A 25,614-nucleotide genomic window follows, 5' to 3' on the forward strand; every position below is an offset into this window, starting at 1 on the left:
CGACAAACGGATACGGATTGCGACAGCATGGCGATAGGGCCGAGGGACAAATCGAGCTAGCTTGATATTGCAAATATTCGAAACAACGAATGGAGTCTTGCAATGTCGATCATGCGCGACCTGACCTGTGCCGCCGCCCTTGCTGGTCTGGCCATCTGCGGCGCGCTCGCGCCCGCACTTGCCGCTGGAACCGGTGCCGGGGCGATGAAGCCTGGCCACCATTTCCTCGAGAACTGGGACCAGAATGGCGATGGCCAGGTGACCGTTGCGGAGGCGCAGAGCCGCCGGTCTGATGTCTTCGCCTCCTTTGATGCCAACGATGATGGCATGCTGGATGCAACGGAATATCTGACCTTCGATGAGGCTCGCGCCAATGATCAGGCTAACAATGGCGGACAGATGGGCAAGGGAAGGGCCGATCCCGCCGAAGGGATGCGGCTCGAGGCCAATGACATCGATGGGGACGGCAAGGTCTCCAAGGATGAGTTTCAGGCGCGTGCTGCGGACTGGATCGCCAGCATTGACCGAAACGGCGACGGAGTGGTCACGCAGGCGGATTTCGGTCCGCGCAGTTGATTGGAGCCGTCAAGTCTCCAGCCGGCAGCCAAACTGGCACCTCGATTCTGCGCCGTCTGTTGCTTGACTTCGCTGGCACAAGGTCTGAAACCTCGGTCAACGTCGCCTGATCGGAGCTTTCGTCCGCTCAGGCACCAGCCAGCGAGTGTTTCATGAACAAGCCCGCCACCATCACAGCCTTTTCCGCCTGCCCGCACGACTGTCCCTCGACCTGTGCGCTCGAGGTGGAGGTGACGGCGGAGGGGCGGATTGGCCGCCTGCGCGGGGCGCCGGACAATGACTACACGGCCGGCGTCATCTGCGCCAAGGTGGCCCGCTACACCGAGCGGCTCTATCATCCCGACCGGTTGACCCGTCCACTCCGCCGGGTGGGAGCCAAGGGTGAGGGGCGGTTCGAGCCGATCTCCTGGGACGCGGCGCTCGATCTCATCGCCGAGAAGTTCCTCGACGCCGAGGCCCGCTTCGGCACCGAGACGATCTGGCCCTATCATTATGCCGGGACCATGGGGCTGGTGCAGCGCGACGCCATCCACCGGTTCCGCCACGCAAAAGGCACCTCGCGCCAGTTCGACAGCTTCTGCACCAACATGGCCTGGACCGGTTATGTTGCCGGCACTGGCCGGCTGTCCGGCCCCGATCCGCGCGAGATCGCCCGCGCCGACCAGGTGGTGATCTGGGGCACCAATGCGGTGGCGACGCAGGTCAACGTGATGACCCACGCGATTGCTGCCCGCAAGCAGCGTGGCGCGCGGATCATCGTCGTCGACGTCTACCGCACCGAGACCATGAAACAGGCGGATGTGGGCGTGATCGTCAAGCCGGGCAGCGATGCGGCGCTCGCCTGCGCCATCATGCATGTCCTCTTCCGCGACGGTCTTGCCGACCGGGAGTATCTTGCCCGCTACACCGACTGTCCGGATGCGCTGGAAGCGCATCTGGCGAGCCGCACGCCGGAATGGGCGGAGGCCATCTGTGGTGTGCCTGCGGCTGACATCGTCAGCCTCGCCCACATGATGGGCCAGGTGAAGAAGACCTTCTTCCGCCTCGGCTACGGCTTCACTCGCACGCGCAACGGCGCGGTGTCCATGCATGCAGCCGCCAGCATCGCCGCGGTGACGGGCTGCTGGCAGTATGAGGGCGGCGGCGCCTTCCACAACAACGGCGCGATCTACCAGCTCAACAAGGCGATGGTGGAGGCTCCCGAGCTGAAGACGGCAACACGCCTCCTCGACCAGAGCCTCGTCGGCCGGGTGCTGACCGGTGACCGCACGGCGCTGGCCGGAGGCCCGCCGGTGACGGCCATGCTGATCCAGAACACCAATCCGGTGTCCGTAGCCCCGGAGCAGCGCAAGGTGGTGGAAGGCTTTGCCCGCGAGGATCTCTTCACCGTCGTGCATGAGCAGTTCATGACCGATACCGCGCGCCATGCCGACATCGTGCTGCCGGCGACGCAGTTCCTCGAGCATGACGACATCTACAAGGGCGGTGGCCACCAGTATCTTATCTTCGGTCCGAAGCTGACCGAGGCACCGGGCGAGGCGCGCGAGAACCTGTTCGTCATCAACGAGCTGGCCCGCCGGATCGGGGCGAAGGATCATCCCGGGTTCCACATGAGCGCACGCGAGCATGTCGACTGGATGCTGGTCAACTCCGGCTATGGCACGCTCGCAGACCTTGAGGCCGGGCGCTGGAAGGACATGCAGCCTGAATTCGACCAGGCGCATTTCCTGAAAGGCTTCGGCCATGCGGACGGCAAGTTCCATTTCCGCGTCGACTGGGCTGCGACGCTGGCCCCGAACCGGCCCGAGGACGGCAAGGCGCTCGGACCGGTGGCCACCATGCCGGAGCTGCCCGACTACTGGGATGCGGTCGAGCGGGCTGACATCGACCATCCCTTCCGCCTCGTGACGGCACCGGCGCGCTCGTTCCTCAACTCGACCTTCTCCGAGACCCCGGGCTCGGTGAAGAAGGAGGGGGGACGGCCCGAGGTCTGGCTGACGGCACAGGACGCCGCGAAGGCCGGCGTGGCCGACGGCGACAAGGTGGTGATGGGCAACGCGCGCGGCGAGGTCGTCCTGCACGCCCGGGTGATCGAGGGGCTGGTGCAGGGGACGGTGATCTCTGAAGGGTTGTGGCCCAACTCCGCCTTCGAGACCGGCTGCGGCATCAACACCCTGACGGGCGCCGACCCGGTTGCCCCTTACGGCGGCGCCGCGTTCCACGACACAGCTGTCTGGATCCGCAAGAAAAGCTGACTTCAATGCGAATGAAATAATATCAATTGCAATGATATATTCTCATTGCAATTGATATGATGAACTGTTGATGTTTTTCAGGTTTTTAGGCTGGTGATAGCTTTGTCTCTTCGGGCGTGTTTTCGTATGACTCGCGGAGTGAAGGGCTTATCGGCTCATTCCGTTCAACGGCTGTCTGTCGATATCCGCATGCTCTGTGCGATCCCGGCAAATCGCTCCGGGTCATCCAGTTGCAGGATCGGCTGGTTGCGCTTGCGGAAATAGGGCGGCTGACGCAGGTAACGGACGTCAGATCCCTCAATGTTGACGTCTCCCGCGCCGGCGAAGGCGGGTGGAAGCAGTGTCATCTGCTGCGCAAGGGAAGGATCCTGGTCAAGACTGTCCCGGACTGCCCGCGTGAACATGCCCGGTCCGGTCAGCTGCAGGATCGCCGACTTCGGAGTGCTGAAGGAGCGGTTGGCGTAGGCGTCGGCAAACTCGCAAATGTAGGCGATCGTACGGGCCAGGAACGGATGCTGCGGGGCAAATCCGAAGGCCCATTGCGCGATGTAATGTCCGGGCAGGGGCATGAGGTCCAGCGTCTGGCGGCTCGGCAAGACCGTGCATTCGCTGTGCTCATGCGACAGGAAGGCGGTGCTGTCCGGCGCGTGAAGCGAGCGGATCGGGACGGTCACGGCCTTGTTGATGTCGAAGTAATAGCCGCCGCGTTCGTGAAGAAGGCAATAGCGGAAAATGTCAGCCCGCATGGGACCGAACTGCGCACCGCGGTAGATCGCGTGGACGGGATGATGCCCCCAGCTCTCTGCCATGTAGGCATCGCGCTCGGTGCGGTCCATCAAGACAAACCGAAGGTCTTGGTTGTCCTTACGAAATCTTTCGAGCGCCCGCAGGTGCCGCCGGCCGAACAGGTTTTCTTCCCAGGTCTGGTAGACGACCGGAGGTATGCTGAACTCCTTTGCGGAAGCCGCGGCTTTTGAGTTGGAAACGACATCGGAAAGCGGAGCTAACGGGTAGTCAAAAACTCGGGCTCTAATGTATTTTGTACGCTTTAATAGGGATTGCTTGAATCGCATTTCGGTCAATCTGGTTTATTGATGGATCAAGCCATGGTCCGTAACCAGATTGGTTTAGTATTACGGAAGCATAACCTGAACAGGACGTGGAAATGCCTGCCCAAGTTGACCGGAATGTGGCAGCGACAACGCGCTTGGGGGGGGATCGACCTAGAGCTCGAGAATATCGACGGTCGTGCCCGCCGCCAAAGCAGGTGCATGGGGTGGCCGGATGATCAGGGCGCCGGAGGCGGCCAGAAGCCCGAGCATGGAACTGTCCTGCCGGTCAAAGGGCGTGACGCTGCGGGTGCCGTCGGGATGGGTGGTGAGACGGGCACGCAGGTAGTCCTGGCGCTGGTCATTCGCCGGCACGGGCGCGGTCAGCGTTGCCGTCGTCTGGCCCGTGCCGTCCGGCTGGCCTGTCAGGCGATAGAGCAGAGGGCGCAGGAACAGGAGCGCGCAGACAAGGCTCGACACCGGGTTGCCCGGCAGGCCAAGCACTTTCGTGCGGCCGAGATGACCGGCCATCAGCGGCTTGCCCGGCCGCATGGCGATCTTCCAGAACGCCAGCTCCATGCCCTCGCTGCCCAGCACCGACTGCACCAGATCGTGATCGCCGACGGAGGCGCCGCCGAGCGTCACCAGCACATCGGCCCCGGCGGCGATGCCCTCGCGCACCTTGAGGGCGATGGCAGTCGGGTCATCGGCGGCAATGCCGAGATCCAGCGGGCGGCCGCCGCAATCCTCGACAAGAGCGGCGACGCCGCAGTGGTTGGAGGCGATGATCTGGTCCGGGCCAGGCGTTTGCCCGGGCGGCACCAGCTCGTCACCCGTGGCAATGATGGCGACCAGGGGCTTGCGCCAGACGGGAAGGGCGGCGTGGTTCATGGCGGCGGCCAGTGCCAGTGCCTTGAAGTCGAGCCGGGTTCCGGCACTCAGCAGCACGTCGCCTTGCGAGAAGTCGAGACCGGCCGGGCGCACGAACTGGCCAGCGCGCACCGGCTCCAGAACCGTGAGGCTCGCCTCGCTGCGGCTGGCGTTTTCCTGGATCAGGATGCTGTCGGCGCCAGCGGGAACGGGAGCGCCGGTGAAGATCCGCACCGCTTCAGCCGGACCGACCGTGCCGGAGAAGCCGTGGCCGGCGGGGGCCTCGCCGATGACGGTCAGCCGGGCGCCTGCGGCGGCCGCATCGGCGGCGCGCAGGGCATAGCCGTCCATGGCGGAAGCCGGGAAGGGGGGCTGGGTGCGCCGGGCCGCCAGATCGGCCGCCAGCACCCGGCCGTTGGCCGCGGCAACCGGCACAGGCTCAACACCGAGCGGCACGACGCCGGACAGGAGTTTGGCGCGGGCATCCTCAACCGGCATCAGGCTCATGGCGTCAGCTCCTCGCGAGGGGTGGGTGCCCTGTGCAGGGGCAGGTCAGGTCTCGTCGGCGCGCCAGTCGCCGGAGCGTCCGCCGCTCTTTTCCATCAGCCGGATGTTGCCGATGACCATGCCGCGATCGACGGCCTTGGCCATGTCGTAGATCGTCAGGCAGGCGACGGAACACGCGGTGAGCGCTTCCATCTCGACGCCGGTCTGGCCGGTGACGCGGACCGACGCGGTGACGACGAGGCCGGGCAGGGAGGGATCCGGCTCGATGTCGACGGCAACCTTGGTGATCAGCAGCGGATGGCAGAGTGGGATCAGCTCATGTGTGCGCTTGGCGGCCATGATGCCGGCAAGCCGCGCCGTGCCGATGACATCGCCCTTCTTGGCGTTGCCGTCGAGGATGAGCTGCAGGGTTTCCGGCGCCATGCGGATTTCGCCCTGCACCCGCGCCTCGCGCCGGGTCACGGCCTTGTCGGCCACATCCACCATGTTGGCGGTGCCGGCCGCGTCAATATGGGTCAGGTGATCCTGGTCGCCGGCCATGGGTCAGGCCGCTTCCGGGCTACGAGCCAGCAGCGTGCGGGTGGCGCTTGCCACGTCTTCCTGCCGCATCAGGCTTTCGCCGATGAGGAAGGTGGAAATGCGCGCCGCCCTCATGCGGGCAAGGTCCGGCGGGGTGAACAGACCCGATTCGCCGACGATGATCCGGTCGTCCGGGATCATCGGCGCCAGGCGTTCGCTTGTCTCCAGCGACACCTCGAAGGTCTTCAGGTTGCGGTTGTTGATGCCCATCAGCGGCGAGGCAAGCTTCAGCGCCCGCTCCAGCTCTGCCTCGTCGTGGACTTCCAAAAGCACGTCCATGCCGAGGTCGAAGGCGGCATCCTCGAGATCCTTCGCCAGCGCGTCATCGACGGCGGCGAGGATGATCAGGATGCAGTCGGCACCCCAGGCGCGGGCCTCGGCCACCTGATAGGTGTCGTAGAGAAAATCCTTGCGCAGCGCCGGCAGCGTCACGGCCGCCCGGGCCGCGGTGAGATAGTCCGGGTGGCCCTGGAAGGAGGGCGTGTCGGTGAGCACCGACAGGCAGGCCGCGCCGCCGGCCTCATAGGCGCGGGCCAGCGCCGGGGGATCGAAGTCGGCACGGATCAGGCCCTTCGACGGGCTTGCCTTCTTGATCTCGGCAATGAGGGCATAGTCGCCGGCGTCGAGCTTGGCCCGGATCGCCCGGGCAAAGCCGCGAGGGGCCTCGACGGTGCTTGCCGCATCCAGCAGGCTGGCGAGCGGGCGCCGAGCCTTGGCGGCGGCGATTTCCTCGCGCTTGTAGGCCTCGATGCGGGTGAGAATGTCAGCCATAGTCTTATCCGTTGGAGACGGCCACGAGGCGCTCGAGCCGGTCGAGCGCGTCGCCGCTGTCGAGCGAGCGGGCGGCCAGTGCCACGCCTTCAGGCAGGGTCGCGACCTTGCCGGCAACGATCAGCGAAGCGGCGGCGTTGATGAGCACCACATCGCGGTAGGGGTTTTTGGCCCCGGCGAGCACGGCGCGCAGGGCTGCCGCGTTTTCCTCCGGCGTGCCGCCCTTCAAGTCCTCGAAGCGGGCGGCCGGCAGGCCGGCATCGGCCGGGGTGATGGTGAAGGTCCGGACCACGCCGTCCTTCAGCTCGGCCACCTCAGTCGGGCCCGTCGTGGTGATCTCGTCCATGCCGTCGGAGCCATGCACGATCCAGACATGCTCGGAGCCGAGGTTCTTCAGCACATGGGCAATCGGCTCAACCCAGCGGCCGTCGAAGACACCCGTCATCTGGCGCTTCACGCCGGCCGGATTGGAGAGGGGGCCGAGCAGGTTGAAGATCGTGCGCGTGCCCAGCTCAATGCGGGTCGGCCCCACATGCTTCATAGCTGCATGGTGCAGCGGGGCAAACATGAAGCCGATGCCGGCCTCATTGACGCAGGCCGAGATCCGCTCCGGGCCGATGTCGATGTTGACGCCGAGCTGGACGAGGGCTTCGGACGAGCCGGACTTGGAGGAGAGCGAGCGGTTGCCGTGCTTGGCCACTTTCACCCCGCAGCCCGCGACGACAAGGGCGGCGCAGGTGGAGATGTTGTAGCTGCCCGTGGCATCGCCGCCGGTGCCGACGATGTCGATGGCATCGGCCGGGGCTGCAACCGGCAGCATGCGCGCGCGCATGGAGGCGACGGCGCCGGTGACCTCGTCCACCGTCTCGCCGCGCAGGCGCAGGCCCATCAGGAAGCCGCCGAGCTGCGAAGGGGTTGCCTCGCCCGACAGGATGACGTCGAACGCGGCCCTTGCGTCTTCGCGCGAGAGCGCCTCTCCGTCAGCGATCCGGGCGATATAGGCCTTGAAATTGCTCATGAGTAGGTCTCTCGGGCGAAAGCGTGTTGCGGCTGTTACTGGGTCTGGCTCGTGCCGATGACCTGCTGGATGCCGGCCTGGTTGATTTCGACGCCCTTGGCCTTCTGGACTTCGGCCACAAGCTGGTTGAGCAGCGAATCCTGCAGCTGCCGGGTGATCTGCTCGTCGATCGGTTTGATCTCCTCGGCCTCGACGAAGAACGCCGGAGTGGCGATGCTGTCGACCACGAGGACGATGCGGTTGCCGTTGGTTCCAGCAGCTTCCACCACCGTGCCGGCGGGGCCGGCAAAGGCTTCGCTGGCGGTCGCGGCGGGCAGGTCATCGGTTGCCAGATTGCGCTTGATCGCGGCGTCGGTCTTGATCGCAAGGCCCTTCTCGGCGGCAATCGCCTCCAGCGTCTCGCCCTTGCGCAGGCGGTCGGCATAGGACAGCGACAGTTCGCCGAGCAGCTTGTCCCGTTCGGCGGCAAGCCATGCCGAAACGACAGCGGGACGGACTTCGGCAAGGTCACGGTCGCGGGCCGGGGTCACGCCGGTGACTTCGAACCAGAGATAGCCGCGCTGGCCGGAAGCCAGGACGTCGTTTTCCATGCCGACGTCGCTCTCGAAGGCCTTGGCAAGAAGCTCGGGGTTCTCGGGCAGGGTGACGGCGGTGCCGCTGGCATCCTTGCCTGTGCTGTCGACCGCAGCGATGGTGGTCGGCGTCAGGCTGAAACGCGTGCCGATCTCGGCGAGGGTGGTGCCTCCGGCCCGGGCGTCTTCGATTTCGTCATGCAGATCCATGACGTCTTCTTCAGCTGCGGCAAGCGCAAGGGCGGCCTTGATCTCGGCCTTGACCTCATCGAACGGCCGGGTTGCTGCCGGAACGATCTCGGCAACCTCGAGGATGAGGGTGCTGAACCGGCCCTTGACCGGCTGCGGCAGAACGCCCTGCGCCGCGGCGAAGGCCGCTTCGGCGACTGCCGGGTCGAGGAGCTTGTCCTTCGCCAGCAGCCCAAGGTCCACGTCGGTGTCCTTGAGGTTCCGCGCGGCCATCAGGTCCGCGAAGGTCTTGCCGGCCGCAAGTTCTGCAGCAGCAGCTTCGGCAGCGGCCGAATCGGTGAAGGGGATCTGGCGCACCCGGCGGCGTTCGTCGGTGCGATAGCGGGTGATCGTGCGATCATATTCGGCACGAGCCGCCTCGTCGGTCACCGCGTCGGCCTTGGCAAGGCTTGCCGGGGTCAGTTCAAGCAGCGTCAAGGCGCGCAGTTCCGGCGCCCGGAAATCGGCCTTGCGCGCTTCGTAGAACGTGGCAAGGGCCGCGTCATCGGGCTCCGCCAGTACGCCGAGGCTTTCCGGGGTCAGAACCAGATAGCGTGCCGAGCGGGTTTCGTTCTGGAACACGTTGACGGCTTCCAGCATGGTCCTGGGCGCTGACATCGCGCCGGAGATGCCCTCGGCGATCTGCATGCGCTCAAAGGTCAGGCGCTGGTCGGTGACGAACTGCTCTTCGCGGATTCCGTTGCTGCGCAGGAGTTCCAGCAGAAGGTTGCGGTCATATTTGCCGCTGCGCTGGAAACTCGGGTTGGCCTGGATCGCCTTGGCCAGCTCTTCGTTCGACAGGCCGATGTTCATGGCATTGGCTTCGTCGTTCATGGCCGCGTCGGCGATGAGACGTCCAAGGACTTGCTGCGGAATGCCGAACTGTGCGCCTTCCGTCGTGGACAGCGGCCTGCCGATCTGACGGCCAATACGGTCGAGTTCCTGGCGGTAGGTCCGCTCGAATTCGATCAGGGAAACTTCGGCATTGCCGACCTTGGCAGCGGTCGTCGTCTGGAAGCCACGGAACACGTCCGCGATCCCCCAGGCAGCAAAGCTGAGGACGAGGACGAACAGGAAAATCTTGGCAACCCAGGTGCCGGCGCCCTTGCGCAGCGCGTCGAGCATGTTGTCTCCACTGGTCAATAAGCATGCGGCCCGGCGTTTCCGCCCGGCGGTTGTCCTGCATAGCCCGTTGCAGGGCAGCGGACAATAGGGGCAAGACAAGCAGGTGGCGAAGCGCACTTGCGCTTTGCGCCCCGGCCCGTTAGCGAAGATGACAAAGCAGCATTCGAGCCAGGCGGCTTCAGACCGGCGCTGGCTTGCAGAGGGAGCGACAGATGACCGCAACAAATCCCACTTCGATCCGCCCGCTCGTGGCCGGGAACTGGAAGATGAACGGCGTTGACGCAAGTCGTGCCGAGATCAAGGCGCTGTCCGCTGCCCTCTATCCCGTGCTGACCCAGAAGGTGGATGTGATGATCTGCCCGCCGGCGACGCTGCTGTCGCGTCTTGGCCAGGATGTTGCGGCCACCAAGATCACGCTCGGTGGTCAGGATTGCCATGCCAATGCCAAGGGCGCCCACACCGGCGACATCTCAGCCGAAATGCTGAAAGATGCCGGTGCCATTGCGGTCATCGTCGGGCATTCGGAACGGCGCGCCGACCACGGCGAAAGCGATGCCGTGGTCCGGGCAAAGGCAGAAGCTGCCTGGCGCGCGGGCCTTGTTGCCATCATCTGCGTTGGCGAGACCGAGGCCGAGCGCAAGGCCGGCAAGACCCTCGAGGTTGTTGCAACCCAGATCGCCGGCTCCATTCCGGATGGCGCGACAGCTGCCAACACGGTCATTGCCTATGAGCCAGTCTGGGCCATCGGCTCGGGTCTGACGCCAACCGTCGGCAATGTCGCCGAGGTCCATGGCGACCTGCGCAACCGGCTCGCCGTACGCTTTGGTGCAGAAGGGGCTCAGATGCGACTGCTTTATGGTGGCTCGGTGAAGCCGGCTAATGCTGCCGAATTGTTGGCGGTGCCGCATGTGAACGGGGCACTGGTTGGCGGGGCCAGCCTGAAAGCCGCAGATTTCCTCGGCATTATCGCCGCTTATCGTTGACCCTTCAGCGCGGGGCTGCTTTGCCACAGGCGCAAGGCAGCTCTTTTGCTTCTAGGGTGGAAAGCCAGTCGCGTCTGGTGTAGAAGGCGCCAATCGTACAACAGAGTTTCGGTCCCAAATGGAAACGGTGGTCATCGTCATTCACCTGATGGTCGTGCTGGCACTGGTGCTGGTCGTCCTTCTGCAGCGCTCCGAAGGCGGCGCGCTTGGCATGGGCGGCAGCGGCGGCGGCTTCATGACGGCACGTGGCACTGCCAACGTGCTGACCCGCGCGACGTCCCTGCTGGCTGTGGCCTTCTTTGCCACGTCCATCGCGCTCAGCCTGATCGCCAAGATGAACGACAGCCCGGCCTCCGTGCTGGACAGCCTGCCGACGTCGCAGACCCCGGCAACGCAGCAGAACGGCGAAGCTCCGGCCCCGGCAACGGGTGGTGGCGTTCTCGACGCCCTGAAGCAGCAGAGCCCGCAGCCGACCGGTCCTCAGGTCCCGGCCGCGCAGTAAGCGACATCCGGCTGAGCCGGATCCGAATTCTGAATTTGCCCTGCGGCACCAATCGCAGGGCATTTTTATTGTGTCTAACCGCAAGACCCATGTGGCCGACCTGGCCCTGGTCCCGTTAAGGTGTTGCTCCATGGCGCGATACATTTTCATCACTGGCGGCGTGGTTTCCTCCCTCGGCAAAGGCCTTGCCTCGGCAGCCCTCGGCGCACTCCTGCAGGCGCGCGGTTACACCGTCCGTCTTCGCAAGCTCGACCCCTATCTCAACGTCGATCCGGGCACGATGAGCCCGTATCAGCACGGCGAATGCTTCGTCACCGATGACGGGGCCGAGGCCGACCTTGATCTGGGTCACTACGAGCGCTTCACCGGCCGTCCCGCGACCAAGCAGGACAACATCACCACCGGTCGCATCTATCAGGACATCATCGCCAAGGAACGGCGCGGTGATTACCTCGGTGGCACGGTGCAGGTGATTCCCCATGTGACGGATGCCATCAAGGCCTTCGTCCTGGACGGCAATGACGACGTTGACTTCGTGCTGGTGGAAATTGGCGGCACGGTCGGCGACATCGAGGGTCTGCCCTTCTTCGAGGCGATCCGCCAGCTTGGCAACGACCTGCCGCGTGGCCAGGCGATCTACATCCATCTCACCCTGATGCCGTATATCCCGAGCGCGGGCGAGATGAAGACCAAGCCGACGCAGCACTCGGTGAAGGAACTGCGGTCGATCGGCATCCAGCCGGACATCCTGATGATCCGCTGCGACCGCAAGATCCCGGACACCGAACGGCGCAAGCTGTCGTTGTTCTGTAATGTCCGTGAAAGCGCGGTGATCCCGGCCTATGACGTGGCCTCGATCTATGATGTGCCGATCGCCTATCACAAGGAAGGCCTCGACAGCGAGGTTCTGGCCGCATTCGGCATCACGGGTGCACCGGCGCCGAAGCTGGATCGCTGGGAAGAGATCTCCCGCCGCATTGCCAATCCGGAAGGTGAAGTGACCATTGCCGTTGTCGGCAAGTACACGGTGCTGAAGGATGCCTACAAGTCGCTGATCGAGGCGCTGGTGCATGGCGGCATCGCCAACAACGTCAAGGTGAAGCTCGAGTGGATCGAATCGGAGACCTTCGAGAAGGAAGATCCGGGTCTCTATCTCGAGGGCGTGGCCGGCATTCTGGTTCCCGGCGGCTTTGGCGAGCGCGGTGCTGAAGGCAAGATCGCTGCGGCGCATTTTGCCCGCACGCGCAAGGTGCCGTATTTCGGCATCTGCTTCGGCATGCAGATGGCGGTCCTTGAAGCTGCCCGCAATCTCGCCGGCATTGCCAAGGCCAGCTCGACGGAATTTGGTCCGTCGTCGGAGCCGGTCGTCGGCCTGATGACCGAGTGGGTGCGTGGCAATGAGGTGGAGACGCGTGCGGACGGGGATGACCTCGGCGGCACGATGCGCCTCGGTGCCTATCAGGCTGCGCTGAAGCCGGGCTCGCGCATTGCCGAGATCTACGGTTCGACGACGATTTCGGAACGCCATCGTCATCGCTACGAGGTGAACATCGCCTACCGCCCGACGCTGGAGAACTGCGGCCTCAGCTTCGCCGGCACCTCGCCCGATGGCGTGTTGCCGGAGACGGTCGAGATTGCCGACCATCCCTGGTTCATCGGCGTTCAGTATCATCCGGAACTGAAGTCGCGTCCGTTCGAGCCGCATCCGCTGTTCGCCTCGTTCATTGCCGCTGCCGTTAATCGCAGCCGGCTCGTCTGACAAGGGACGGGGAGGGGACGTGACCCGGGGGATCGATCATCTGGTGGTGGCCGTGCGCGATCTGGATCGCGCCGCGGCGGCCTATGAGGCCAATGGCTTCACCCTGACGCCGCGGGCACGCCACCCCTGGGGCACCGAGAACCGTCTGGTTCAGCTCGATGGCGCGTTCATCGAGCTGCTGACGGTTCCTGCTGGCGTCGACATCGCGGCGCCGGGCAAGGGCAGTTTTTCATTCGGCGGCTTCAACCGCGACTTCCTGAGCCGGCACGAAGGCGCGTCAATGCTGGTGCTGGACAGCGTGGATCCAGTGTCCGACCGGGCGGGATTTGCTGCCGCCGGCCTGAAGGTGTTCGAGCCCTTCGGCTTCGAACGGGAAGCCATCGGGCCGGACGGGCAGGTGCGCAAGGTCGGCTTCGACCTGACTTTCACTGCGGATCCGGATGCTCCGACGCTCGGGTTCTTCACCTGTCGCAACCGGTATCCCGAGAACTTCTGGAAGCCTGAATATCAGACACACGGCAACGGCGCGCAAAGCCTTGCCGAAGTGATCCTGGTGGCCGGTGATCCTGCCGATCACCATGTTTTCCTCGAGGCCTTTACCGGCGTGCGGGAACTGCGGGCGACCAGTCTGGGCATCGAGTGCAAGACGGCGCGCGGCCTGATCTCGATCCTGTCGCCGGTTGCCTATGAAGGCCTTTACGGCCTGTCTGCGGGGCCTCGGGCAGCGTTGCCGCGCATTGCGGCATTGCGCCTGACGGGTGGTTCTGTCCCGGCTCGCCGCATCGTCCCGGCGGCCGGCAATTTTGGTCTCGACCTCATTCTTGACCCGTCTGCTGCGGCAGGCTGAGATCGCTACGATCGTCAGCAGGCACCATTTACCGCCTCTTCATGGGCTTTGGTCAGAATGACCTCCGTGGATAGGATGCGGCTTGTGTGATTTTGTGGGTTGCGCACCGCGCAAGTTGGACATAAACACACCGCCAACGCGGAGCTTGGCTCCGTGTTCCCTTTTTGGGAGCGAGTAGCTCAGTTGGTAGAGCAACTGACTTTTAATCAGTTGGTCCAGGGTTCGAGTCCCTGCTCGCTCACCATTCCCCCCCTTTAAATCCAGACGAATGCCCCCGGCTATCAGGCATCGCCATGCTGTCGCGCGCCTTTTCATTTTGCACAAAGTAGCGCTCGCGATTGCACAGTTGATTGTTCACCGTGCTGACTTTCGGCATTTACGAATTCCAGCGCCGCAACGATGGCATTCGATTTGGCAGGCACGCCTCGGGTACGGGCTTAAGTGAGCAGGGGGCAAGGAGCTACCCGCATCTGAAATCCTTCATTTCAACCTATCGACGACTCAGCCACACTTTCACGGCTCGCGCGTGCGGCAGGTGCGATGGCTGTCCCACTTAGCTGGTGCGCTGGCATCAATATGGCGACTGAGGCCTGCTGCCCGGAACCGCTTGTTCCTGGGCGCCCGCCATAGGGCTGGATCTTGATGGTGTCGAACAAATCTCCTTCCAACGAAAATCAAGCCCCCGGTCCGAAGCCGATTTCCGAATGGCCTTCCAAGAACCCGAACCAGTGGTTTGCTGTCGGAGTTGCGGCGGCCATCTTGCTTGTAATCGGCATGGCCGGGCTCGCAGTCTATATCCTGTCATTGCCGTACGCTTGGGCTGAACGAGGCCAAGCCATGCAGGTGTTTCAGCCGTTCCTTGTCGGAATGGCTGGTATCGTCACACTCTGCACAGTGGTCTGGCGCGGACTGATCAATGAAGCCCAGGCCAATGAGCAACGGCGGCAGAACGATGCGAAGGACATGGCGGATGTTGGCCTGTTGCTGGAGAAGGCGGGAGCCCTTCTTGCAGACGAGTCGCCTTTGAAACGCGGCGTTGGCTTTGCGATGCTCAACACGGTAATCACAACCCCTAAGAGCCCCTATGCCCAGTATGCCTTCGAGACGGTGTGTGACGAACTGGCAGCTCGGTATCTATTCGAAACGACGGACAATAAGCCGATCATCGATCAAATACGGGCTATTTCAGGCGCTGCCGATAAACTGGGTATCCGTACGACACGGTGGCGGCCTTTCAACCAACGACCTCAATCCGCTGATGATGAGTTCGACATAAAAATTTGGAAAGGATTTCCGCAAGGTTCTTTTCACAGGCAGGTCATTTTTGTTGATGAATCGCTTTTGGGACTGCTCCGGTATCGTCCAAACGATTTTAAATTTTACAGCTGCCACTTTGGTACATCATCGGAGAGTTCGCTCCATGCAATGGCGCGGATGAGTATAACAGAGAAATTTTTTGAATGTTCCTTCAAGAATATCAGTGTCGAGGCACTAGGTTGGTCCTCGGCAACTGTATGGGGAAGACGAACTCATCATTTTGACAGGTGCGACTTTTCGGACGCGTTGATTTATAGCAAGCACGATATCTTAGACGCGACGCTGGAAGAATGCAGCTTTGAGCGTGGACGCCCGCCGCGAGTTGAAGGTCTCAGTCATGAGGAAACAGTGGACCTCATTCGTTCGAAGCACGGCATGTTTGTGGAGTATGAACAGCCCGTCTTGCTTCTAACGCACGATCAAGCATAGCCAGTTCGTCGTTCTATCGACCGTTCGCTTTCTGCCATTCATGCCTCCACAATGTCCGTGCTGCTTAGCCCGGACAGATCGTAATCCGTGCCCATCCACATGGGCGTGATGCGTTTTCGCAGGGTTTCGAGGGGATAGTCCGGATTGATGTAGAGCACGAAGGGCTGGCCGGCCTTTCTGCGTTCGGCATCCGATGCTGCAACCAGCCCCGGAAGGTTGGCAAGAAATGCGATGGACCGGACCGCCAGCCAGATGCCCGGCGCTTCGACCCTCGGTTCCACTTCCAAGCCATCGGCGTCATGCACCGCATCGGCCGCGATCACGTAGACGCGGCGTGCGGCAACTGCCGAACCCTCAAACACGCCAGCCTCCGCCCGGTTCTGGAGATCAGCCAATGTAACAGGCGGCTCCCCCTCGCTTGCAACGACCCCAAGAGCGGCAAGGTCGACCGCTTCGGGACCGGCGAAATGCAGGATATGGTCAATCGTGCCTGTCATCGAGCCACCACATCATAAAGGGCCTGCGCATCTGCCGTCGAAAAGCTGTCAAACGCTCCGATCGCGGCCAGCTTGTGCGTGCCGTTGACCCGGCCCCGGCCATCCGTCGCAGAACAGCCAACGGAAATGCCGTCGAGGACGCCATTGAACATCGGGCGGGAGCCCGTGAAGATGCCCGTTGCATCGACCGTGAGCCATGTGCCGTCCGGCCTCCAGGCCACCACGAAGGCCTGCTCGGATCCAAGCGCACCGGCCAGACCGCGCGTGCTGGTCCCGCTGCCGCTGTTCAGGTCGAGACGGTAGTTCTGATCCTTGCGATACTGCAAAAAGAGGTTGCCGGCACTGCTTCGAGCCTGCAGCAAATGGGCGAAGGTGACGGAACTTTCAGTCGCCGTGCCGCGCCAAACCATGACAAGGGTCTTTGCGTCGGCAACCGGGTTGAAAACCAGGCCAGCGTCCGCCGCAGAGATCACCAGACTGTCGCCATCAACACTGCCTGCCCCCCACGGCATCTGGTACGGCGTGGGCGTAACCTGTCCGGCGATCGCCACGACGTCCTGGCCAGGCGTGCCGATGTTCGGGCCGATCTCGAACGTCACATTGATCGGCTCATGGGCGGTGAACGTGTACTGAACTTCGTACAGGCCTGCCCCGTAACTGATGTTCCTGACCGCGTTGATGGTCACCATCGTTGTGGCTCCAGCTATGGCAGCTGCCCCGACCGGGCCAGTTACCAGCGACGCCCGATTGGACTCGGCCGCAGAGCGAATGCCGGAGCGCATCTGAGGTGACGAGCCGGCCGCGTAGAGGGCTCGCGCCGAATACACCTGACCGACAACAAGTGGTACATCCAGCAGGGACTGCACCCGCCCGTAAGTCAGTCCCTGCGAAGCCACACGGACCGCGCTCGACATGCCGAGAAAGTTTCCGGCTTCGGCGGTATTGTTCGTGTTGACGATGGTCCAGGCGCGCGGATTGAACGGGTTGGGGACAAGGTTCGTCCAAGGTTCCCGGCTGTCAAAGCCTCTATCCGTCAAGGCCATTGCGCCATCACTGAACTCGCGTGACACGCCGGATGTGTCTGCGGCGCGGCGAACCGAAAGACGCGTGTGTCTGGCGTCGATCTCAGCCATCGTCACGCGCCGCCCGCCGATCAGCGCATGCCCCTTGATGAAGTCTGCCGCGAACTGGAACCGGCGCATCCAGAATGGATACTGTGTTGCGATGGCTCGGGCCGAACAATCGCAACTGATCAATGGCCTGATCCCGAAGTCAGACGTTCCGGCGGACATGATTGCAAGCGGTCTCGGGACGCCCATCGTCAGTCGCTCCAGACCCTGACCGGCAACCCGGTCGGATTTCGGCTCAGGATCTTCACTTCGGTGACCGCATCCATGCGCAGGATGCGGGCGCCACCCTCCCGGATAGCGCCCATGATGACCCATGGCGCATCAGTTGCGAGCCGGGCATGGATTTCGACGGTCGTCCGATCCGGCTGGTCAACCTGCAACAGGAAGTCGCCGAGCGGGGCCCACGGGGCACTTTCGGCAAGACTCGCAGAACTGTTCAATCTCAGCATGCCCATGTCTCCCGCTGTCACACCCGTTCGCGCCGTCTCAGGGCGCTGTTGCCACCTTCGTCAGGCTCGATCGAGGCCAGCCAGTGCCGCCGCACCATCGCCGGCCACGGCACACGGGCGGCCCAGCCTCCGGCATCGATGGACTTGCCGATCCGGCCCGACAAGCTCTCGTCCGGATCCCCGCCGAGCAGCGTGTTCGCCAGCTGCGACAGCGCCACGTGCAGATTGTAGATGTAGTTGAGCAAGGTCCTCACAGCGGCGCTCCCAGTGCGATTTCTGCCGCCCGCGCCTGGGTGATCAGGCCTTTGGAGGCAAGGTAGGCAAGGCCGTCCAGAGTGGCCGGGCGCGAGACGTCGACTTCGGAAAGACGCGGATCCTCAAGGATCGCCAGCCAGTCCGCGACGACAGGATCGCTTGCCCTGGCTGTGCGAATAGCGATGCGTTCTGACGCGGTGAACAGCAGAAGAAACTCCGGAGGCGTCACGACGGTCTTGCGGGGGATGGTTGCCGCCGCAGGTGTTGCCGCTGTCGCCGGAGCAGCCCAGACGGTCCCGGTCCGGTGCCATCCCCGTTCAACATTGTCCGGAACTGGCTCGAACTGGGCAGCAATTTCCGGATGGAACAACGCAGTCGGGTCCTGGGTCACCACATCCACGGCGACCGCCTCAATGATCCGTGCAAATCTGGTCATCTTTCCGTTCTCCGTTTCACCATTCGACAATCACGAAGCCGTTGCCGCCGCTTCCGCCGTCACCGCCGTTGGATGATTGCGAAGAACCGCCGCCGCCCCCGCCGTGACCAAACAAAGCGTTGCCTCCGGCCGCGCCGACATAGGTCGCGCCGCCAGCGCCGCCGCCGCCTGCGCCCCCGCCACGGCCTTGACCGCCGGATGTAGGAGGATTGCCGTCCGCGCCGCGGCCGCCGCCCGATCCGCCACCCGCGTCCGCAGTTGCACCCGCTGTCCCCGGCGCGGCTGAGCCATAGCCACCTGAGCTGCTTTCAAGGTCGGTCTCAAAGCGGGGAACGTAGCCCCGGGCAGCACTGACGCCAGCGCCTGTTGCCTGGACGATGCCGTCGGCATTCGGACCGGGTTGAGGTGAAGGCAATCCAGGTCCGCCAACACCGCCCCCGCCGGCCCCGCTGGTGCCGGATGTGGCATTGACGCTGCCTGCCGGCGTTTGCGGCCGCGCCGCCGCCACCGCCGCCGCCGCGCGTGTTTGTATCTGCAGCGCCATTGCCGCCAATGCCCCCGGCGCCAAGCGGACTTCCTGCCGCGCCGCCACCGGCACCGGATCCGCCAGCTGCCGAACCGCCGTTGCCACCTGCGCCGCCTGGAACATTGACCTGGCCGCCGACAGAGGCGCCGCCCGCGCCGCCAGCCCCCGTTGTTGCCCCGCCTGTGCCCCCGGCGCCGCCGGTGACTGAGAGCATTGCACCAAAGCTCGTCGTGCCCCCGGCCGTGCCATTGCCACCGGTTGCCCCTGCGCCCCCGGCGCCGCCCGCGCCGATGGTGACGGTGATCGACTGCCCCGGCACAACGGTGAAGACGCCCGTACCAAATCCGCCGCCGCCGCCACCGCCACCGCCGCGCGTGTTGTTCCCGGTCTTGCCGCCGGCACCACCGCCGCCGCCTGCGCCCCTTGCCCGGACCCGCAAGCTGGTCACTCCCTCAGGAACAACAAATGCGCTGGTCCCAGCGATGACGCGATACTGACCGATACCGAACACGTCCTGGCCAAGCCCGGCAGACCTGGTGAGTGTCAAAAGCGAAATGCTACCGTTGCTGCCACCAGCAAGGAAACCAGGCGCGCCCTCTGCTGCCTGACCGGCGGCCTTGCGAAGAAAGCTGCCACGCGGAAAGCCGTTCAAACCGAAGTTCGCCATCAGAATGCCCCCCCAAACGCCGTCAGATGGAACACTTCCGCCAGATGGGTGGATGCTCTCAACGAGTGACCAGCCGGCAGAACCAGGCCATAGGCGCTGGCCGATGAGGTCGAGAAATCGACAACGCATTCAAACGAGGCAACCGTCGCACTCACCGCAATTGCCGGAACCGGGATCTCGGCGATGCAGCGGGCGGATGTGCCGTCGTGCACGAACAGGCGAACCATTCCGGCCGTGGTGTTGCCTGTCGCCTTGATGACAGCGCGATCGATGCGGCCACCGGATACCGGCATGGTCAGGATGGTCGCGAGTGTACCGCTACCGTCACGGTTGGTGTTTGCGGTCGACACGACGGCCGCACCGTACAAGGGCACACCGGTAAACTGGGGGGATGTGGCCATGAAGGGCTCCTCAAGCCAGAGGGAAACAAGGAGTGAAACAGGGGGTTAAGCCAGGGTCTCGAAGCGGTAGAGCGCGTCGCCCGGGTCCGGCAGCGCGGCAAGCGCTGCCGCAATCATCTGTTTGACACCGGCCGGATGCGCCGCCTTGGTCGCAATCTCGCCCGCGCTGTGTTCGGGCAGGGTTGCAAACTCCAGCACGGTGTCGTCGGGCAAGGCGCTGATCGCATCCGCGATGCGCTGATCAATCTGCAGGGCAGCGGACAGGGCTGCCGGCGTCAGCTTTCGCGGGGCAGCGGCGGACGTGTCATGCAGGATCAGAAGATCAGCTGCCAGGTCAACATTTGCGCCCGTGATTGGCGGCAGTCCAGGGACGTCCAGTTCATGCGTGCGATCCTGCGACAGATCACCGCCACCCTTCAGGCCTGTGCCCGTATCGACGCGGCGTTCGGCCGCCACAAAGGCGTTGATCGCGTTGATCCGGATCACCAGATTGGCAAGGTCGGAAAACACCACATGCGCCCGCATCAGGGCTTCGACGGTCTGGCCGGATGCCGGCACCGGCTTGTTCACCGGCGGATCGTATTTGATGATGGCAATCAGGTCGCCATCCTGGTCGAACAATCCCCCTTCGCGGATCGTGTAGGGACCGTCTTCCGCCTCCAGCAGGCAATCAAAGAACGCCGTGTTCGGCGCGCCATTGACAGTCCCGGAGGCCTGCACCGGCTTGCGCACGACCTCGCTCTGCAGGCTGGTTTCACCGCCGGTCGGGGCGTAGTCGCCATTGCCAAACGCCAGATGCGTGACGACCAGCGCCGTGCCGGTCGCCAGCGCCTGCGCCTCCTTGTTTTTGCCCCTGGTGGTCAGAATGGAATAGGTCGGCATGTTGCGTCCTCAGGCAGCGCGGGCGATGATGGAAAGGCGGGTCAGAGGCGAGACGCCGGCGCGCAGGTGCCCGGAGGCAACCGGCGGATCGAAAACAAACGGCAGGGCCACGACATTGATCCGCGTCATGGGAAAGACGGCGGCATAGGCGGGTGCCCGTGCGGTGGCTGCCATCTGCAAGCCGGTTTCCTGGCTCCAGCGTTTCATGGCATCGACAACCCGCCAGACCTGGCGAAACACCCGTCCTGCCCACAGATCACCGTCGCCGAAAATGTCCTGGCTGGCATCGACCGTGATCGTATGCGTGTCATGCGGTCCGGCCGGGGTCCGGTCGAACCATTGCAGGATTTCGGCATCGAGGCCGAACGCTGCCAGTGCAGCCAGAACGCCCGCATCCGTGCCCTTGGTTTCGTGCAGCACAAAGGCCAGATCGATCAGTTTGCGGACAGCCGGTTCCGGACTGCCGTCAGGGTCAAGGAATTCTTCGAGCGACCGTTCGGCGATCGCCAGGGGCAGGACCTCTGCCGGCATTTCTCGGGACTGACGCATCAACAGGCGAGCGAAATCAAACTCGCTGGCCATGGTCTCGAAAGCGCCAAGGATCGCGCGCGAGCGCTCGTCATTGATGCCCGGCGGGATCAGGCTCTCGGGAAAACGGCGCTCTGTCATGGCGAGCCTCCGCCCGCCGGCCCGGCTGCCTGCATCGTCAGGCTGACACCGGTCAGAACCGCAAACTGATGTTCGGCCAGTTGGCGGGCTGCCGGGCCGCTGCCCGGCAAGCCTGCGAAATCGAGGTCCACATCGGTGATGCCCTCAACGGCACGCGCGGCACAGGTCAGCGCGGACAGGGCCATGTAATCGCCGAGCTTGCGTGACCAGATGGCGGCGGCTTCCGTGAGCCTGGCTTCCAGCCGGCTTCGCGCCTCGCTCAGCTCGCCAGCGGCCCGGCCCGTCCCGGAGATCGAAAAGGTGACAGCCTCGGCGGCAAAGACAGACAGGGCATCGCCCTGCGGCCGCTTTTGCAGCGGATCGAGCCAGTTCTTCAGCCCGTCCAGAAAGGCCGGCGCCGGCACGCCATCACTCATCAGCACGTAAAGGTGGATCTGGCCCGGCGCCGGACGGATCACGGCAACATCTGCAATCGCGGGCGAATAGGCCCGGGCCTGCTGACGATAGCTTTCACGGGGGCCGGCCTTGGAGATCCGCTCATGTGCGTTCATGGCACGTTCGCGCAAGGCCTCGTCGCCTTCCTCCTCTGTCCCGCCAGCTGTTTCACTGATGTTGACCAGGTCGGCATTGCCGAGCCCGCTTGCCGCAGCACCACCGGTTGCACCGCTACCCGGAAGCCGGATCTGGCCGCGCACCTGGCCGGGCAGGAACCCGTTTCCGGTAACGCCGGGAACCTGCGCCGTGGCGATGGCTTCCCCCGCAGTCTGGCCGGCTGCAATGACGATCGCGCTGTCGAGCCTGAAGACGACAGTGCCGGCGGCAAGCGTGTCGCCGGCCTTGCCAATCAGGGTCTGGGCCAAGGCAGGGGCGCTGAGCGTGGCGCGAACACGGCAGGTCGCCGGCTGGGCCTTCAGCCTGAACGTCGAGTTGTTCGCCGCAGCCACGTCCAGATGTTGGCCGACTGCGAACAGCAGCCACCGTTGTTCGGATGCAAACTGCGCCTCGCGTCCCAGAAGGGAGAAGCCGTATGACAAAAGATCGATCAGCACCTGCTCGACCTGGGCAGGATAAAGCTTGCGCCGGGGTCCTTGCGGATCGGTCTCGAACCAGGCGACCAGCTTTTCCTTCCAGTCCTTTGCAGACGTCAGAAACAGCTTGGGCGCACCCCGGGCAATCAGTTCGCGCGGCGATGTGCTTTTGACCAGGTCCACCATCACGCCGCCTCCCGCAGGATAACGTCCGTGCGCCGAAGGTCTGCCAGCACGTCTTCACGCGGCCGCCAGAACACGGGAACCTTGAAATGATGAAATGCCACCGCCTCGACCTCGACACGCTCGACCTTGAGGCGCGGCTCCCAGCGGGTCAGGCTGTCGAAGATTTCCTGTGCGATGCGCGGAATGGCAATCGCCGGCGGGCGGTCGATGAAGGCCAGCGCATCGCAGAACTTGTCCGGCTCTGTTGGCACCGAAAGTCTCGGCGTCAGCGCGATGATGCGGATGGCCTGTTCAAGATCATCAATCCCGGTGACCACTGTTCCCCATGCCCCGGCCGGTCCAGGTTGCACCCGGTGCTGCCAGTGAAGGTCATTTGGGCGAAGGGGAGCGTTTGAAACAAACATGCCGACAAAAGCCCGCGCAGGAACTGATGTCGGCACAATAGAAAAGGCTGGTCGGTGAAGTTACGGAACAGTTCCGTGTTTCGAATCGCAAGCTGGACACAATCGAATCGTGCTAGAAGCGACTATTGATTGCAATGATCGAGGTTGCCAAGCGATGAAACGCGACATGGACCTTATCCGCAAGCTCCTTCTGGATATCGAGTCGGGCACTTGCACTTTTGAGCTTCGCGCGGATGATGTCAGTCGGGCCTTGATGATCGATGAGCTAGGTATGGACCAAGACGAAGTAGATCGCATGGAACACCACCTGCAACTACTCAGCGATCAGGGTTGGGTGGAGTTTGATAGCACAGACGGCGTCTGGATAGTTGGACGTATCACTTGGGCTGGCCATGATTTCATCGATACAGTTAGAGATGATGAGATTTGGGCTCTTACGAAATCCGGCGTGAGTAAGGCTCGCGGATTTACGTTTGACCTCGTCGCGGCTCTGGCAAAAGGGCTACTGCGAAACAAGATCGAACAACACACCGGGGTGAAGATCGACCTTTAGAGGCTTGTCACCCACATCTTATTTGCCAACCCAACTCAAACCGGCGGTCCCGGAGGGCCGGGAGGCGCGGTGACATGCCCATGGGTGTCGCCAACATTCTTGCCATTGTGCGTTAGGCTGTCGCCCTCGATCGCCACCGGCCCTTTCAGCGTAATGCTTGCTGCCTCCAGCGTGATGCTGGTGGCGACAACGCTGACGGTCTTGGCGCCCTTGACCGCAATGTCGCCGCTGGCCTGGTTGACAGAGACCGACAGGCCGCTGGCAAAGGCCATGTACATCGTCTCGCCGTCGCCGGTCGGCGTGCCGTCCTTGTCGGACCAGATGGCGCCCAGAACTGCCCCGTCCTCACCGTCCCAGTCCATCAGGCAGACCACCTGGCTTGCCTCGTCCGGCATGCGGTAAAACTTGTTGGCGCCGGTGCCAGGCTGGCAGACATGGATCCAGCCGCTTTCGTCACCTTGCTCGTCATCGAAGCGCACGCGCACCCGTCCTTTTGCCGGATCCCGTTCGATCACTGTGCCCCGGCGGTAGGGTGAATTCTGGCCGCTGTCGAGCAGCCGGCGGGAAGACCTGTCAGACACCTTTCAACTCCAGTGCTGTCGTGTAGCTGCCGCGCTTCAGCACATGGCGCGCGCTGTGAATGAGATAGCGGCCGGCGAACTTGCCAAAGCCGCCGCCGAGGGCGACCACTTGGCCAGCAATCAGCAGCGGGTCACCGATGACGGTGAGGCTTGCCGTCCGCCGGTCTTCGTTGGCTTTGGCAAGGCGGCTCTTGGCGAGTTTCTGTGCGGTTTGCTCATCCTCGACCCTTTCGTCGATTTCCAGCACATCGCCTGTTCTGGCGGCCAGATCCTGTACCTCGCCCTGGATCAGCCGCTTTTCCTCGCCCTTGAGATATGTCACCCGGGCCTTCGAAAAGGTCCTGTCCGTCTTTTCGCGGGCAGACCAGTCCGTCACGGGCGTACCGCTCGCCAGGTCAAAGCTGCGCACCGGGGCCTGTGCCTCGATCATTGCCCGCTGGAAGAACACCAGCGCCTGATCCTTGATCGAGACGAAGTGGCCAAAATCCTCGGCAAGCCGCTTGATGAACTCAAGGTCGCGCTCGCGTCGTTGCCGCTTGTAGGCAAAGGGCACATCGTCGATTTCGCCCCGGACTGCCAGTCCGTGACGGCCTGCCACATCTGTCACGATGTCCTTCAGCGTGGTGTCGGCAAAGCCTTTCGACTTCTTGCTGCGCTGGTCGGTTTCGGCAAATGCAGAGGTCGCGCGGAAGCTCAAGGTGTCATTCGCCCGCGATCCACTGGCTTCCGGTATGTCCACCTGGAAGACACCGGCGGCAACAGTCATCCCGCCCTTGTACCCGAGTGCCGGGACCGCAACGATGTCCCCCTGTTCCGGCCGCCAGGCGCCGCGCCACAGCCCGGCATCGTCGCGCAGCTTGACCGCAATCTCGTCCGCCTTGCCATGCAGGTTGTCGGTAAATGTGAAGTCCAGGAGATAGGGGGCCAGATCGCTGCCGACATCGACACCGTTGACGAACAGGGACACGAAGGGTTCGGGCAGGCTTGTCATGATAATCCTTGCTCACGGCCGTTTCGGGCGCGCTGCGCCCTGGCCTGCGCTGGCGCGGGCTGATCGCCCGACGGCCATTCGGCCTTGCGGCGCGCCGCGCCGGGATCGACACCGTTGACGAACATGGACACGAAGGGTTCGGGCAGGCTTGTCATGACTGCCTGCGCTTCCAGGGCGGCAACAGGGTCTCGTCAACTGCAGCCTGCTCAATGACCGGGATCCGCAGAACGACGCCGGCCGGCAGGACTGTCGGCAGCGGGGTCAACCCTTCCAGGAACACCCCCTTGTTGGCGTCGATGATCAGGCCCATGCCTTCCGGATCCCGGTAATATCGCGTGGCGATGGTGTCCCAACGCTCGCCGGACCCGGTCCGGTGTTCAAGAAACTCTCCTGTCTTGACAGCCGTTGCCATAAGACGTGCCCTTCCTCATGTTCGTTTCGCCGCGCCACCTTCGATAGGCCCCTGTCTTCTAGGTTCCTGTCTTCTTGGTCCCTGTCTTCAGGGGCGCTTCGTGAGGGGATTGAGGATCGCCCGCGCCAGACTTGCGGCGCCAGAGCCCAGAAGACCTATG

30 protein-coding genes and 1 tRNA gene are annotated in these 25,614 nt (G+C 63.6%); 9 read left to right on the top strand and 22 right to left on the bottom strand.

Annotation, left to right across the window (positions count from 1 at the left end; genetic code table 11):
- Positions 1-102: 102 nt before the first annotated feature.
- Positions 103-576 (top strand): EF-hand domain-containing protein, encoded by a 474-nt coding sequence (locus OVA12_RS10160; protein WP_268136870.1) that lies wholly within the window; start codon positions 103-105, stop codon positions 574-576.
- Positions 577-728: 152 nt separating this feature from the next.
- Positions 729-2,831: a molybdopterin oxidoreductase family protein gene (locus tag OVA12_RS10165; RefSeq protein ID WP_268136871.1), complete on the top strand. Its 2,103-nt coding sequence runs from the start codon at positions 729-731 to the stop codon at positions 2,829-2,831.
- A 164-nt stretch (positions 2,832-2,995) separates the two neighbouring features.
- Here the strand turns inward: OVA12_RS10165 and OVA12_RS10170 are convergent, their stop codons facing one another.
- The 6 genes from OVA12_RS10170 to OVA12_RS10195 form a co-directional block, all read right to left on the bottom strand.
- Positions 2,996-3,904, bottom strand: a complete 909-nt coding sequence (locus OVA12_RS10170; RefSeq protein ID WP_326493899.1) for a glycosyltransferase family 32 protein — start codon at positions 3,902-3,904, stop codon at positions 2,996-2,998.
- Between the two features lie 150 nt (positions 3,905-4,054).
- Positions 4,055-5,257 carry a molybdopterin molybdotransferase MoeA gene (locus OVA12_RS10175; RefSeq protein WP_268136875.1) on the bottom strand — a complete coding sequence of 401 codons (1,203 nt, stop codon included), beginning with the start codon at positions 5,255-5,257 and terminating at the stop codon, positions 4,055-4,057.
- A 45-nt stretch (positions 5,258-5,302) separates the two neighbouring features.
- Positions 5,303-5,797, bottom strand: a complete 495-nt coding sequence (gene moaC / locus OVA12_RS10180; RefSeq protein ID WP_268136877.1) for a cyclic pyranopterin monophosphate synthase MoaC — start codon at positions 5,795-5,797, stop codon at positions 5,303-5,305.
- A 3-nt stretch (positions 5,798-5,800) separates the two neighbouring features.
- Positions 5,801-6,607: an indole-3-glycerol phosphate synthase TrpC gene (gene trpC, locus OVA12_RS10185; protein ID WP_268136879.1), complete on the bottom strand. Its 807-nt coding sequence runs from the start codon at positions 6,605-6,607 to the stop codon at positions 5,801-5,803.
- A gap of 4 nt (positions 6,608-6,611) precedes the next feature.
- Positions 6,612-7,625 (bottom strand): anthranilate phosphoribosyltransferase, encoded by a 1,014-nt coding sequence (trpD, locus tag OVA12_RS10190; protein ID WP_268136881.1) that lies wholly within the window; start codon positions 7,623-7,625, stop codon positions 6,612-6,614.
- Between the two features lie 35 nt (positions 7,626-7,660).
- Positions 7,661-9,550, bottom strand: coding sequence for a peptidylprolyl isomerase (locus OVA12_RS10195; protein WP_268136883.1), 1,890 nt, complete (start codon positions 9,548-9,550; stop codon positions 7,661-7,663).
- A 212-nt stretch (positions 9,551-9,762) separates the two neighbouring features.
- Here OVA12_RS10195 and tpiA point away from each other — a divergent pair, with 212 nt between their 5' ends.
- The 5 genes from tpiA (at position 9,763) to OVA12_RS10220 (ending at position 13,885) form a co-directional block, all read left to right on the top strand.
- A complete protein-coding gene (tpiA, locus tag OVA12_RS10200; protein WP_268136884.1) occupies positions 9,763-10,533 on the top strand; it encodes a triose-phosphate isomerase in 771 nt (256 codons plus the stop codon).
- Between the two features lie 118 nt (positions 10,534-10,651).
- Positions 10,652-11,035 carry a preprotein translocase subunit SecG gene (gene secG / locus OVA12_RS10205; protein ID WP_268136886.1) on the top strand — a complete coding sequence of 128 codons (384 nt, stop codon included), beginning with the start codon at positions 10,652-10,654 and terminating at the stop codon, positions 11,033-11,035.
- Between the two features lie 130 nt (positions 11,036-11,165).
- On the top strand, positions 11,166-12,794 hold the full coding sequence (locus OVA12_RS10210) for a CTP synthase (protein WP_268136888.1): 1,629 nt from the start codon (positions 11,166-11,168) through the stop codon (positions 12,792-12,794).
- Positions 12,795-12,813: 19 nt separating this feature from the next.
- The gene (locus OVA12_RS10215) at positions 12,814-13,641 is read left to right on the top strand and encodes a VOC family protein (protein WP_268136890.1); all 828 of its coding nucleotides are present in this window, start codon (positions 12,814-12,816) and stop codon (positions 13,639-13,641) included.
- A gap of 168 nt (positions 13,642-13,809) precedes the next feature.
- Positions 13,810-13,885: transfer RNA gene (locus OVA12_RS10220), tRNA-Lys, on the top strand.
- On the opposite strand, the gene OVA12_RS10225 is transcribed toward OVA12_RS10220, so the two are convergent.
- Positions 13,880-14,017, bottom strand: coding sequence for a hypothetical protein (locus OVA12_RS10225; protein ID WP_268136892.1), 138 nt, complete (start codon positions 14,015-14,017; stop codon positions 13,880-13,882). The two genes, OVA12_RS10220 and OVA12_RS10225, sit on opposite strands and share 6 nt — an antisense overlap.
- A 269-nt stretch (positions 14,018-14,286) precedes the next feature.
- On the opposite strand from OVA12_RS10225, the gene OVA12_RS10230 reads away from it, so the two are divergent.
- Positions 14,287-15,387: a hypothetical protein gene (locus OVA12_RS10230; RefSeq protein ID WP_268136894.1), complete on the top strand. Its 1,101-nt coding sequence runs from the start codon at positions 14,287-14,289 to the stop codon at positions 15,385-15,387.
- A 38-nt stretch (positions 15,388-15,425) separates the two neighbouring features.
- Here OVA12_RS10230 and OVA12_RS10235 read toward each other — a convergent pair whose 3' ends face one another.
- The 11 genes from OVA12_RS10235 to OVA12_RS10285 form a co-directional block, all read right to left on the bottom strand.
- Complete coding sequence (locus OVA12_RS10235; protein WP_268136896.1) at positions 15,426-15,884, bottom strand: hypothetical protein; 459 nt, start codon at positions 15,882-15,884, stop codon at positions 15,426-15,428.
- Positions 15,881-17,140, bottom strand: a complete 1,260-nt coding sequence (locus OVA12_RS10240) for a hypothetical protein (RefSeq protein WP_268133726.1) — start codon at positions 17,138-17,140, stop codon at positions 15,881-15,883. The genes OVA12_RS10235 and OVA12_RS10240 overlap by 4 nt, the downstream gene beginning before the upstream one ends.
- Positions 17,141-17,205: 65 nt before the next feature.
- Positions 17,206-17,463, bottom strand: coding sequence for a hypothetical protein (locus OVA12_RS10245; RefSeq protein ID WP_268133653.1), 258 nt, complete (start codon positions 17,461-17,463; stop codon positions 17,206-17,208).
- Positions 17,464-17,480: 17 nt separating this feature from the next.
- Complete coding sequence (locus OVA12_RS10250; RefSeq protein ID WP_268133725.1) at positions 17,481-17,717, bottom strand: hypothetical protein; 237 nt, start codon at positions 17,715-17,717, stop codon at positions 17,481-17,483.
- Positions 17,714-18,154 carry a hypothetical protein gene (locus tag OVA12_RS10255; protein WP_268133651.1) on the bottom strand — a complete coding sequence of 147 codons (441 nt, stop codon included), beginning with the start codon at positions 18,152-18,154 and terminating at the stop codon, positions 17,714-17,716. Before OVA12_RS10255 ends, OVA12_RS10250 begins: the two co-directional genes overlap by 4 nt.
- Before the next feature lie 320 nt (positions 18,155-18,474).
- Positions 18,475-19,347: a glycine-rich domain-containing protein gene (locus tag OVA12_RS10260; protein WP_268136898.1), complete on the bottom strand. Its 873-nt coding sequence runs from the start codon at positions 19,345-19,347 to the stop codon at positions 18,475-18,477.
- Entirely contained in the window at positions 19,347-19,748 is a 402-nt protein-coding gene (locus OVA12_RS10265) for a hypothetical protein (RefSeq protein WP_268133723.1), read from the bottom strand. The genes OVA12_RS10260 and OVA12_RS10265 overlap by 1 nt, the downstream gene beginning before the upstream one ends.
- A 45-nt stretch (positions 19,749-19,793) precedes the next feature.
- Positions 19,794-20,630, bottom strand: a complete 837-nt coding sequence (locus OVA12_RS10270; protein ID WP_268136900.1) for a phage tail-collar fiber domain-containing protein — start codon at positions 20,628-20,630, stop codon at positions 19,794-19,796.
- Positions 20,631-20,639: 9 nt separating this feature from the next.
- Positions 20,640-21,299: a phage tail protein gene (locus OVA12_RS10275; protein WP_268136902.1), complete on the bottom strand. Its 660-nt coding sequence runs from the start codon at positions 21,297-21,299 to the stop codon at positions 20,640-20,642.
- The gene (locus OVA12_RS10280) at positions 21,296-22,513 is read right to left on the bottom strand and encodes a baseplate J/gp47 family protein (protein ID WP_268136904.1); all 1,218 of its coding nucleotides are present in this window, start codon (positions 22,511-22,513) and stop codon (positions 21,296-21,298) included. The genes OVA12_RS10275 and OVA12_RS10280 overlap by 4 nt, the downstream gene beginning before the upstream one ends.
- The gene (locus OVA12_RS10285; RefSeq protein WP_268136906.1) at positions 22,513-22,830 is read right to left on the bottom strand and encodes a phage baseplate protein; all 318 of its coding nucleotides are present in this window, start codon (positions 22,828-22,830) and stop codon (positions 22,513-22,515) included. The genes OVA12_RS10280 and OVA12_RS10285 overlap by 1 nt, the downstream gene beginning before the upstream one ends.
- Positions 22,831-23,071: 241 nt before the next feature.
- On the opposite strand from OVA12_RS10285, the gene OVA12_RS10290 reads away from it, so the two are divergent.
- Positions 23,072-23,470: a DUF2513 domain-containing protein gene (locus tag OVA12_RS10290; protein ID WP_268136908.1), complete on the top strand. Its 399-nt coding sequence runs from the start codon at positions 23,072-23,074 to the stop codon at positions 23,468-23,470.
- 35 nt (positions 23,471-23,505) lie between these two features.
- Here OVA12_RS10290 and OVA12_RS10295 read toward each other — a convergent pair whose 3' ends face one another.
- Genes OVA12_RS10295 through OVA12_RS10310 form a run of 4 tightly spaced genes read right to left on the bottom strand, consistent with a single transcriptional unit; the run spans position 23,506 to position 25,454 of the window.
- Entirely contained in the window at positions 23,506-24,051 is a 546-nt protein-coding gene (locus OVA12_RS10295) for a phage baseplate assembly protein V (RefSeq protein WP_268133643.1), read from the bottom strand.
- Complete coding sequence (locus tag OVA12_RS10300) at positions 24,044-25,042, bottom strand: phage late control D family protein (protein ID WP_268133642.1); 999 nt, start codon at positions 25,040-25,042, stop codon at positions 24,044-24,046. The genes OVA12_RS10295 and OVA12_RS10300 overlap by 8 nt, the downstream gene beginning before the upstream one ends.
- Positions 25,039-25,197 carry a hypothetical protein gene (locus tag OVA12_RS10305; RefSeq protein ID WP_268133641.1) on the bottom strand — a complete coding sequence of 53 codons (159 nt, stop codon included), beginning with the start codon at positions 25,195-25,197 and terminating at the stop codon, positions 25,039-25,041. The genes OVA12_RS10300 and OVA12_RS10305 overlap by 4 nt, the downstream gene beginning before the upstream one ends.
- Positions 25,194-25,454: a tail protein X gene (locus OVA12_RS10310; RefSeq protein ID WP_268133640.1), complete on the bottom strand. Its 261-nt coding sequence runs from the start codon at positions 25,452-25,454 to the stop codon at positions 25,194-25,196. The genes OVA12_RS10305 and OVA12_RS10310 overlap by 4 nt, the downstream gene beginning before the upstream one ends.
- Between the last annotated feature and the right edge of the window lie 160 nt (positions 25,455-25,614).

This window comes from Pannonibacter sp. SL95, from assembly GCF_026672425.1.
Taxonomy (GTDB): Bacteria; Pseudomonadota; Alphaproteobacteria; order Rhizobiales; family Stappiaceae; genus Pannonibacter.

Bases quoted from the DNA above. Each gene is read 5' to 3' on its own strand.
- OVA12_RS10300 (WP_268133642.1), bottom strand. From the start codon at position 25,042: ATGACAAGCCTGCCCGAACCCTTCGTGTCCCTGTTCGTCAACGGTGTC.
- OVA12_RS10165 (WP_268136871.1), top strand. From the start codon at position 729: ATGAACAAGCCCGCCACCATCACAGCCTTTTCCGCCTGCCCGCACGAC.
- OVA12_RS10245 (WP_268133653.1), bottom strand. From the start codon at position 17,463: ATGCTGAGATTGAACAGTTCTGCGAGTCTTGCCGAAAGTGCCCCGTGG.
- OVA12_RS10255 (WP_268133651.1), bottom strand. From the start codon at position 18,154: ATGACCAGATTTGCACGGATCATTGAGGCGGTCGCCGTGGATGTGGTG.
- tpiA (WP_268136884.1), top strand. From the start codon at position 9,763: ATGACCGCAACAAATCCCACTTCGATCCGCCCGCTCGTGGCCGGGAAC.
- OVA12_RS10275 (WP_268136902.1), bottom strand. From the start codon at position 21,299: ATGACAGAGCGCCGTTTTCCCGAGAGCCTGATCCCGCCGGGCATCAAT.
- OVA12_RS10260 (WP_268136898.1), bottom strand. From the start codon at position 19,347: ATGGCGAACTTCGGTTTGAACGGCTTTCCGCGTGGCAGCTTTCTTCGC.
- OVA12_RS10310 (WP_268133640.1), bottom strand. From the start codon at position 25,454: ATGGCAACGGCTGTCAAGACAGGAGAGTTTCTTGAACACCGGACCGGG.
- OVA12_RS10195 (WP_268136883.1), bottom strand. From the start codon at position 9,550: ATGCTCGACGCGCTGCGCAAGGGCGCCGGCACCTGGGTTGCCAAGATT.
- secG (WP_268136886.1), top strand. From the start codon at position 10,652: ATGGAAACGGTGGTCATCGTCATTCACCTGATGGTCGTGCTGGCACTG.
- trpC (WP_268136879.1), bottom strand. From the start codon at position 6,607: ATGGCTGACATTCTCACCCGCATCGAGGCCTACAAGCGCGAGGAAATC.
- OVA12_RS10225 (WP_268136892.1), bottom strand. From the start codon at position 14,017: ATGCCGAAAGTCAGCACGGTGAACAATCAACTGTGCAATCGCGAGCGC.
- OVA12_RS10305 (WP_268133641.1), bottom strand. From the start codon at position 25,197: ATGACAAGCCTGCCCGAACCCTTCGTGTCCATGTTCGTCAACGGTGTC.
- OVA12_RS10290 (WP_268136908.1), top strand. From the start codon at position 23,072: ATGAAACGCGACATGGACCTTATCCGCAAGCTCCTTCTGGATATCGAG.
- OVA12_RS10280 (WP_268136904.1), bottom strand. From the start codon at position 22,513: ATGGTGGACCTGGTCAAAAGCACATCGCCGCGCGAACTGATTGCCCGG.
- OVA12_RS10235 (WP_268136896.1), bottom strand. From the start codon at position 15,884: ATGACAGGCACGATTGACCATATCCTGCATTTCGCCGGTCCCGAAGCG.
- OVA12_RS10265 (WP_268133723.1), bottom strand. From the start codon at position 19,748: ATGGCCACATCCCCCCAGTTTACCGGTGTGCCCTTGTACGGTGCGGCC.
- OVA12_RS10210 (WP_268136888.1), top strand. From the start codon at position 11,166: ATGGCGCGATACATTTTCATCACTGGCGGCGTGGTTTCCTCCCTCGGC.
- OVA12_RS10160 (WP_268136870.1), top strand. From the start codon at position 103: ATGTCGATCATGCGCGACCTGACCTGTGCCGCCGCCCTTGCTGGTCTG.
- trpD (WP_268136881.1), bottom strand. From the start codon at position 7,625: ATGAGCAATTTCAAGGCCTATATCGCCCGGATCGCTGACGGAGAGGCG.
- OVA12_RS10175 (WP_268136875.1), bottom strand. From the start codon at position 5,257: ATGAGCCTGATGCCGGTTGAGGATGCCCGCGCCAAACTCCTGTCCGGC.
- OVA12_RS10270 (WP_268136900.1), bottom strand. From the start codon at position 20,630: ATGCCGACCTATTCCATTCTGACCACCAGGGGCAAAAACAAGGAGGCG.
- OVA12_RS10170 (WP_326493899.1), bottom strand. From the start codon at position 3,904: ATGCGATTCAAGCAATCCCTATTAAAGCGTACAAAATACATTAGAGCC.
- moaC (WP_268136877.1), bottom strand. From the start codon at position 5,797: ATGGCCGGCGACCAGGATCACCTGACCCATATTGACGCGGCCGGCACC.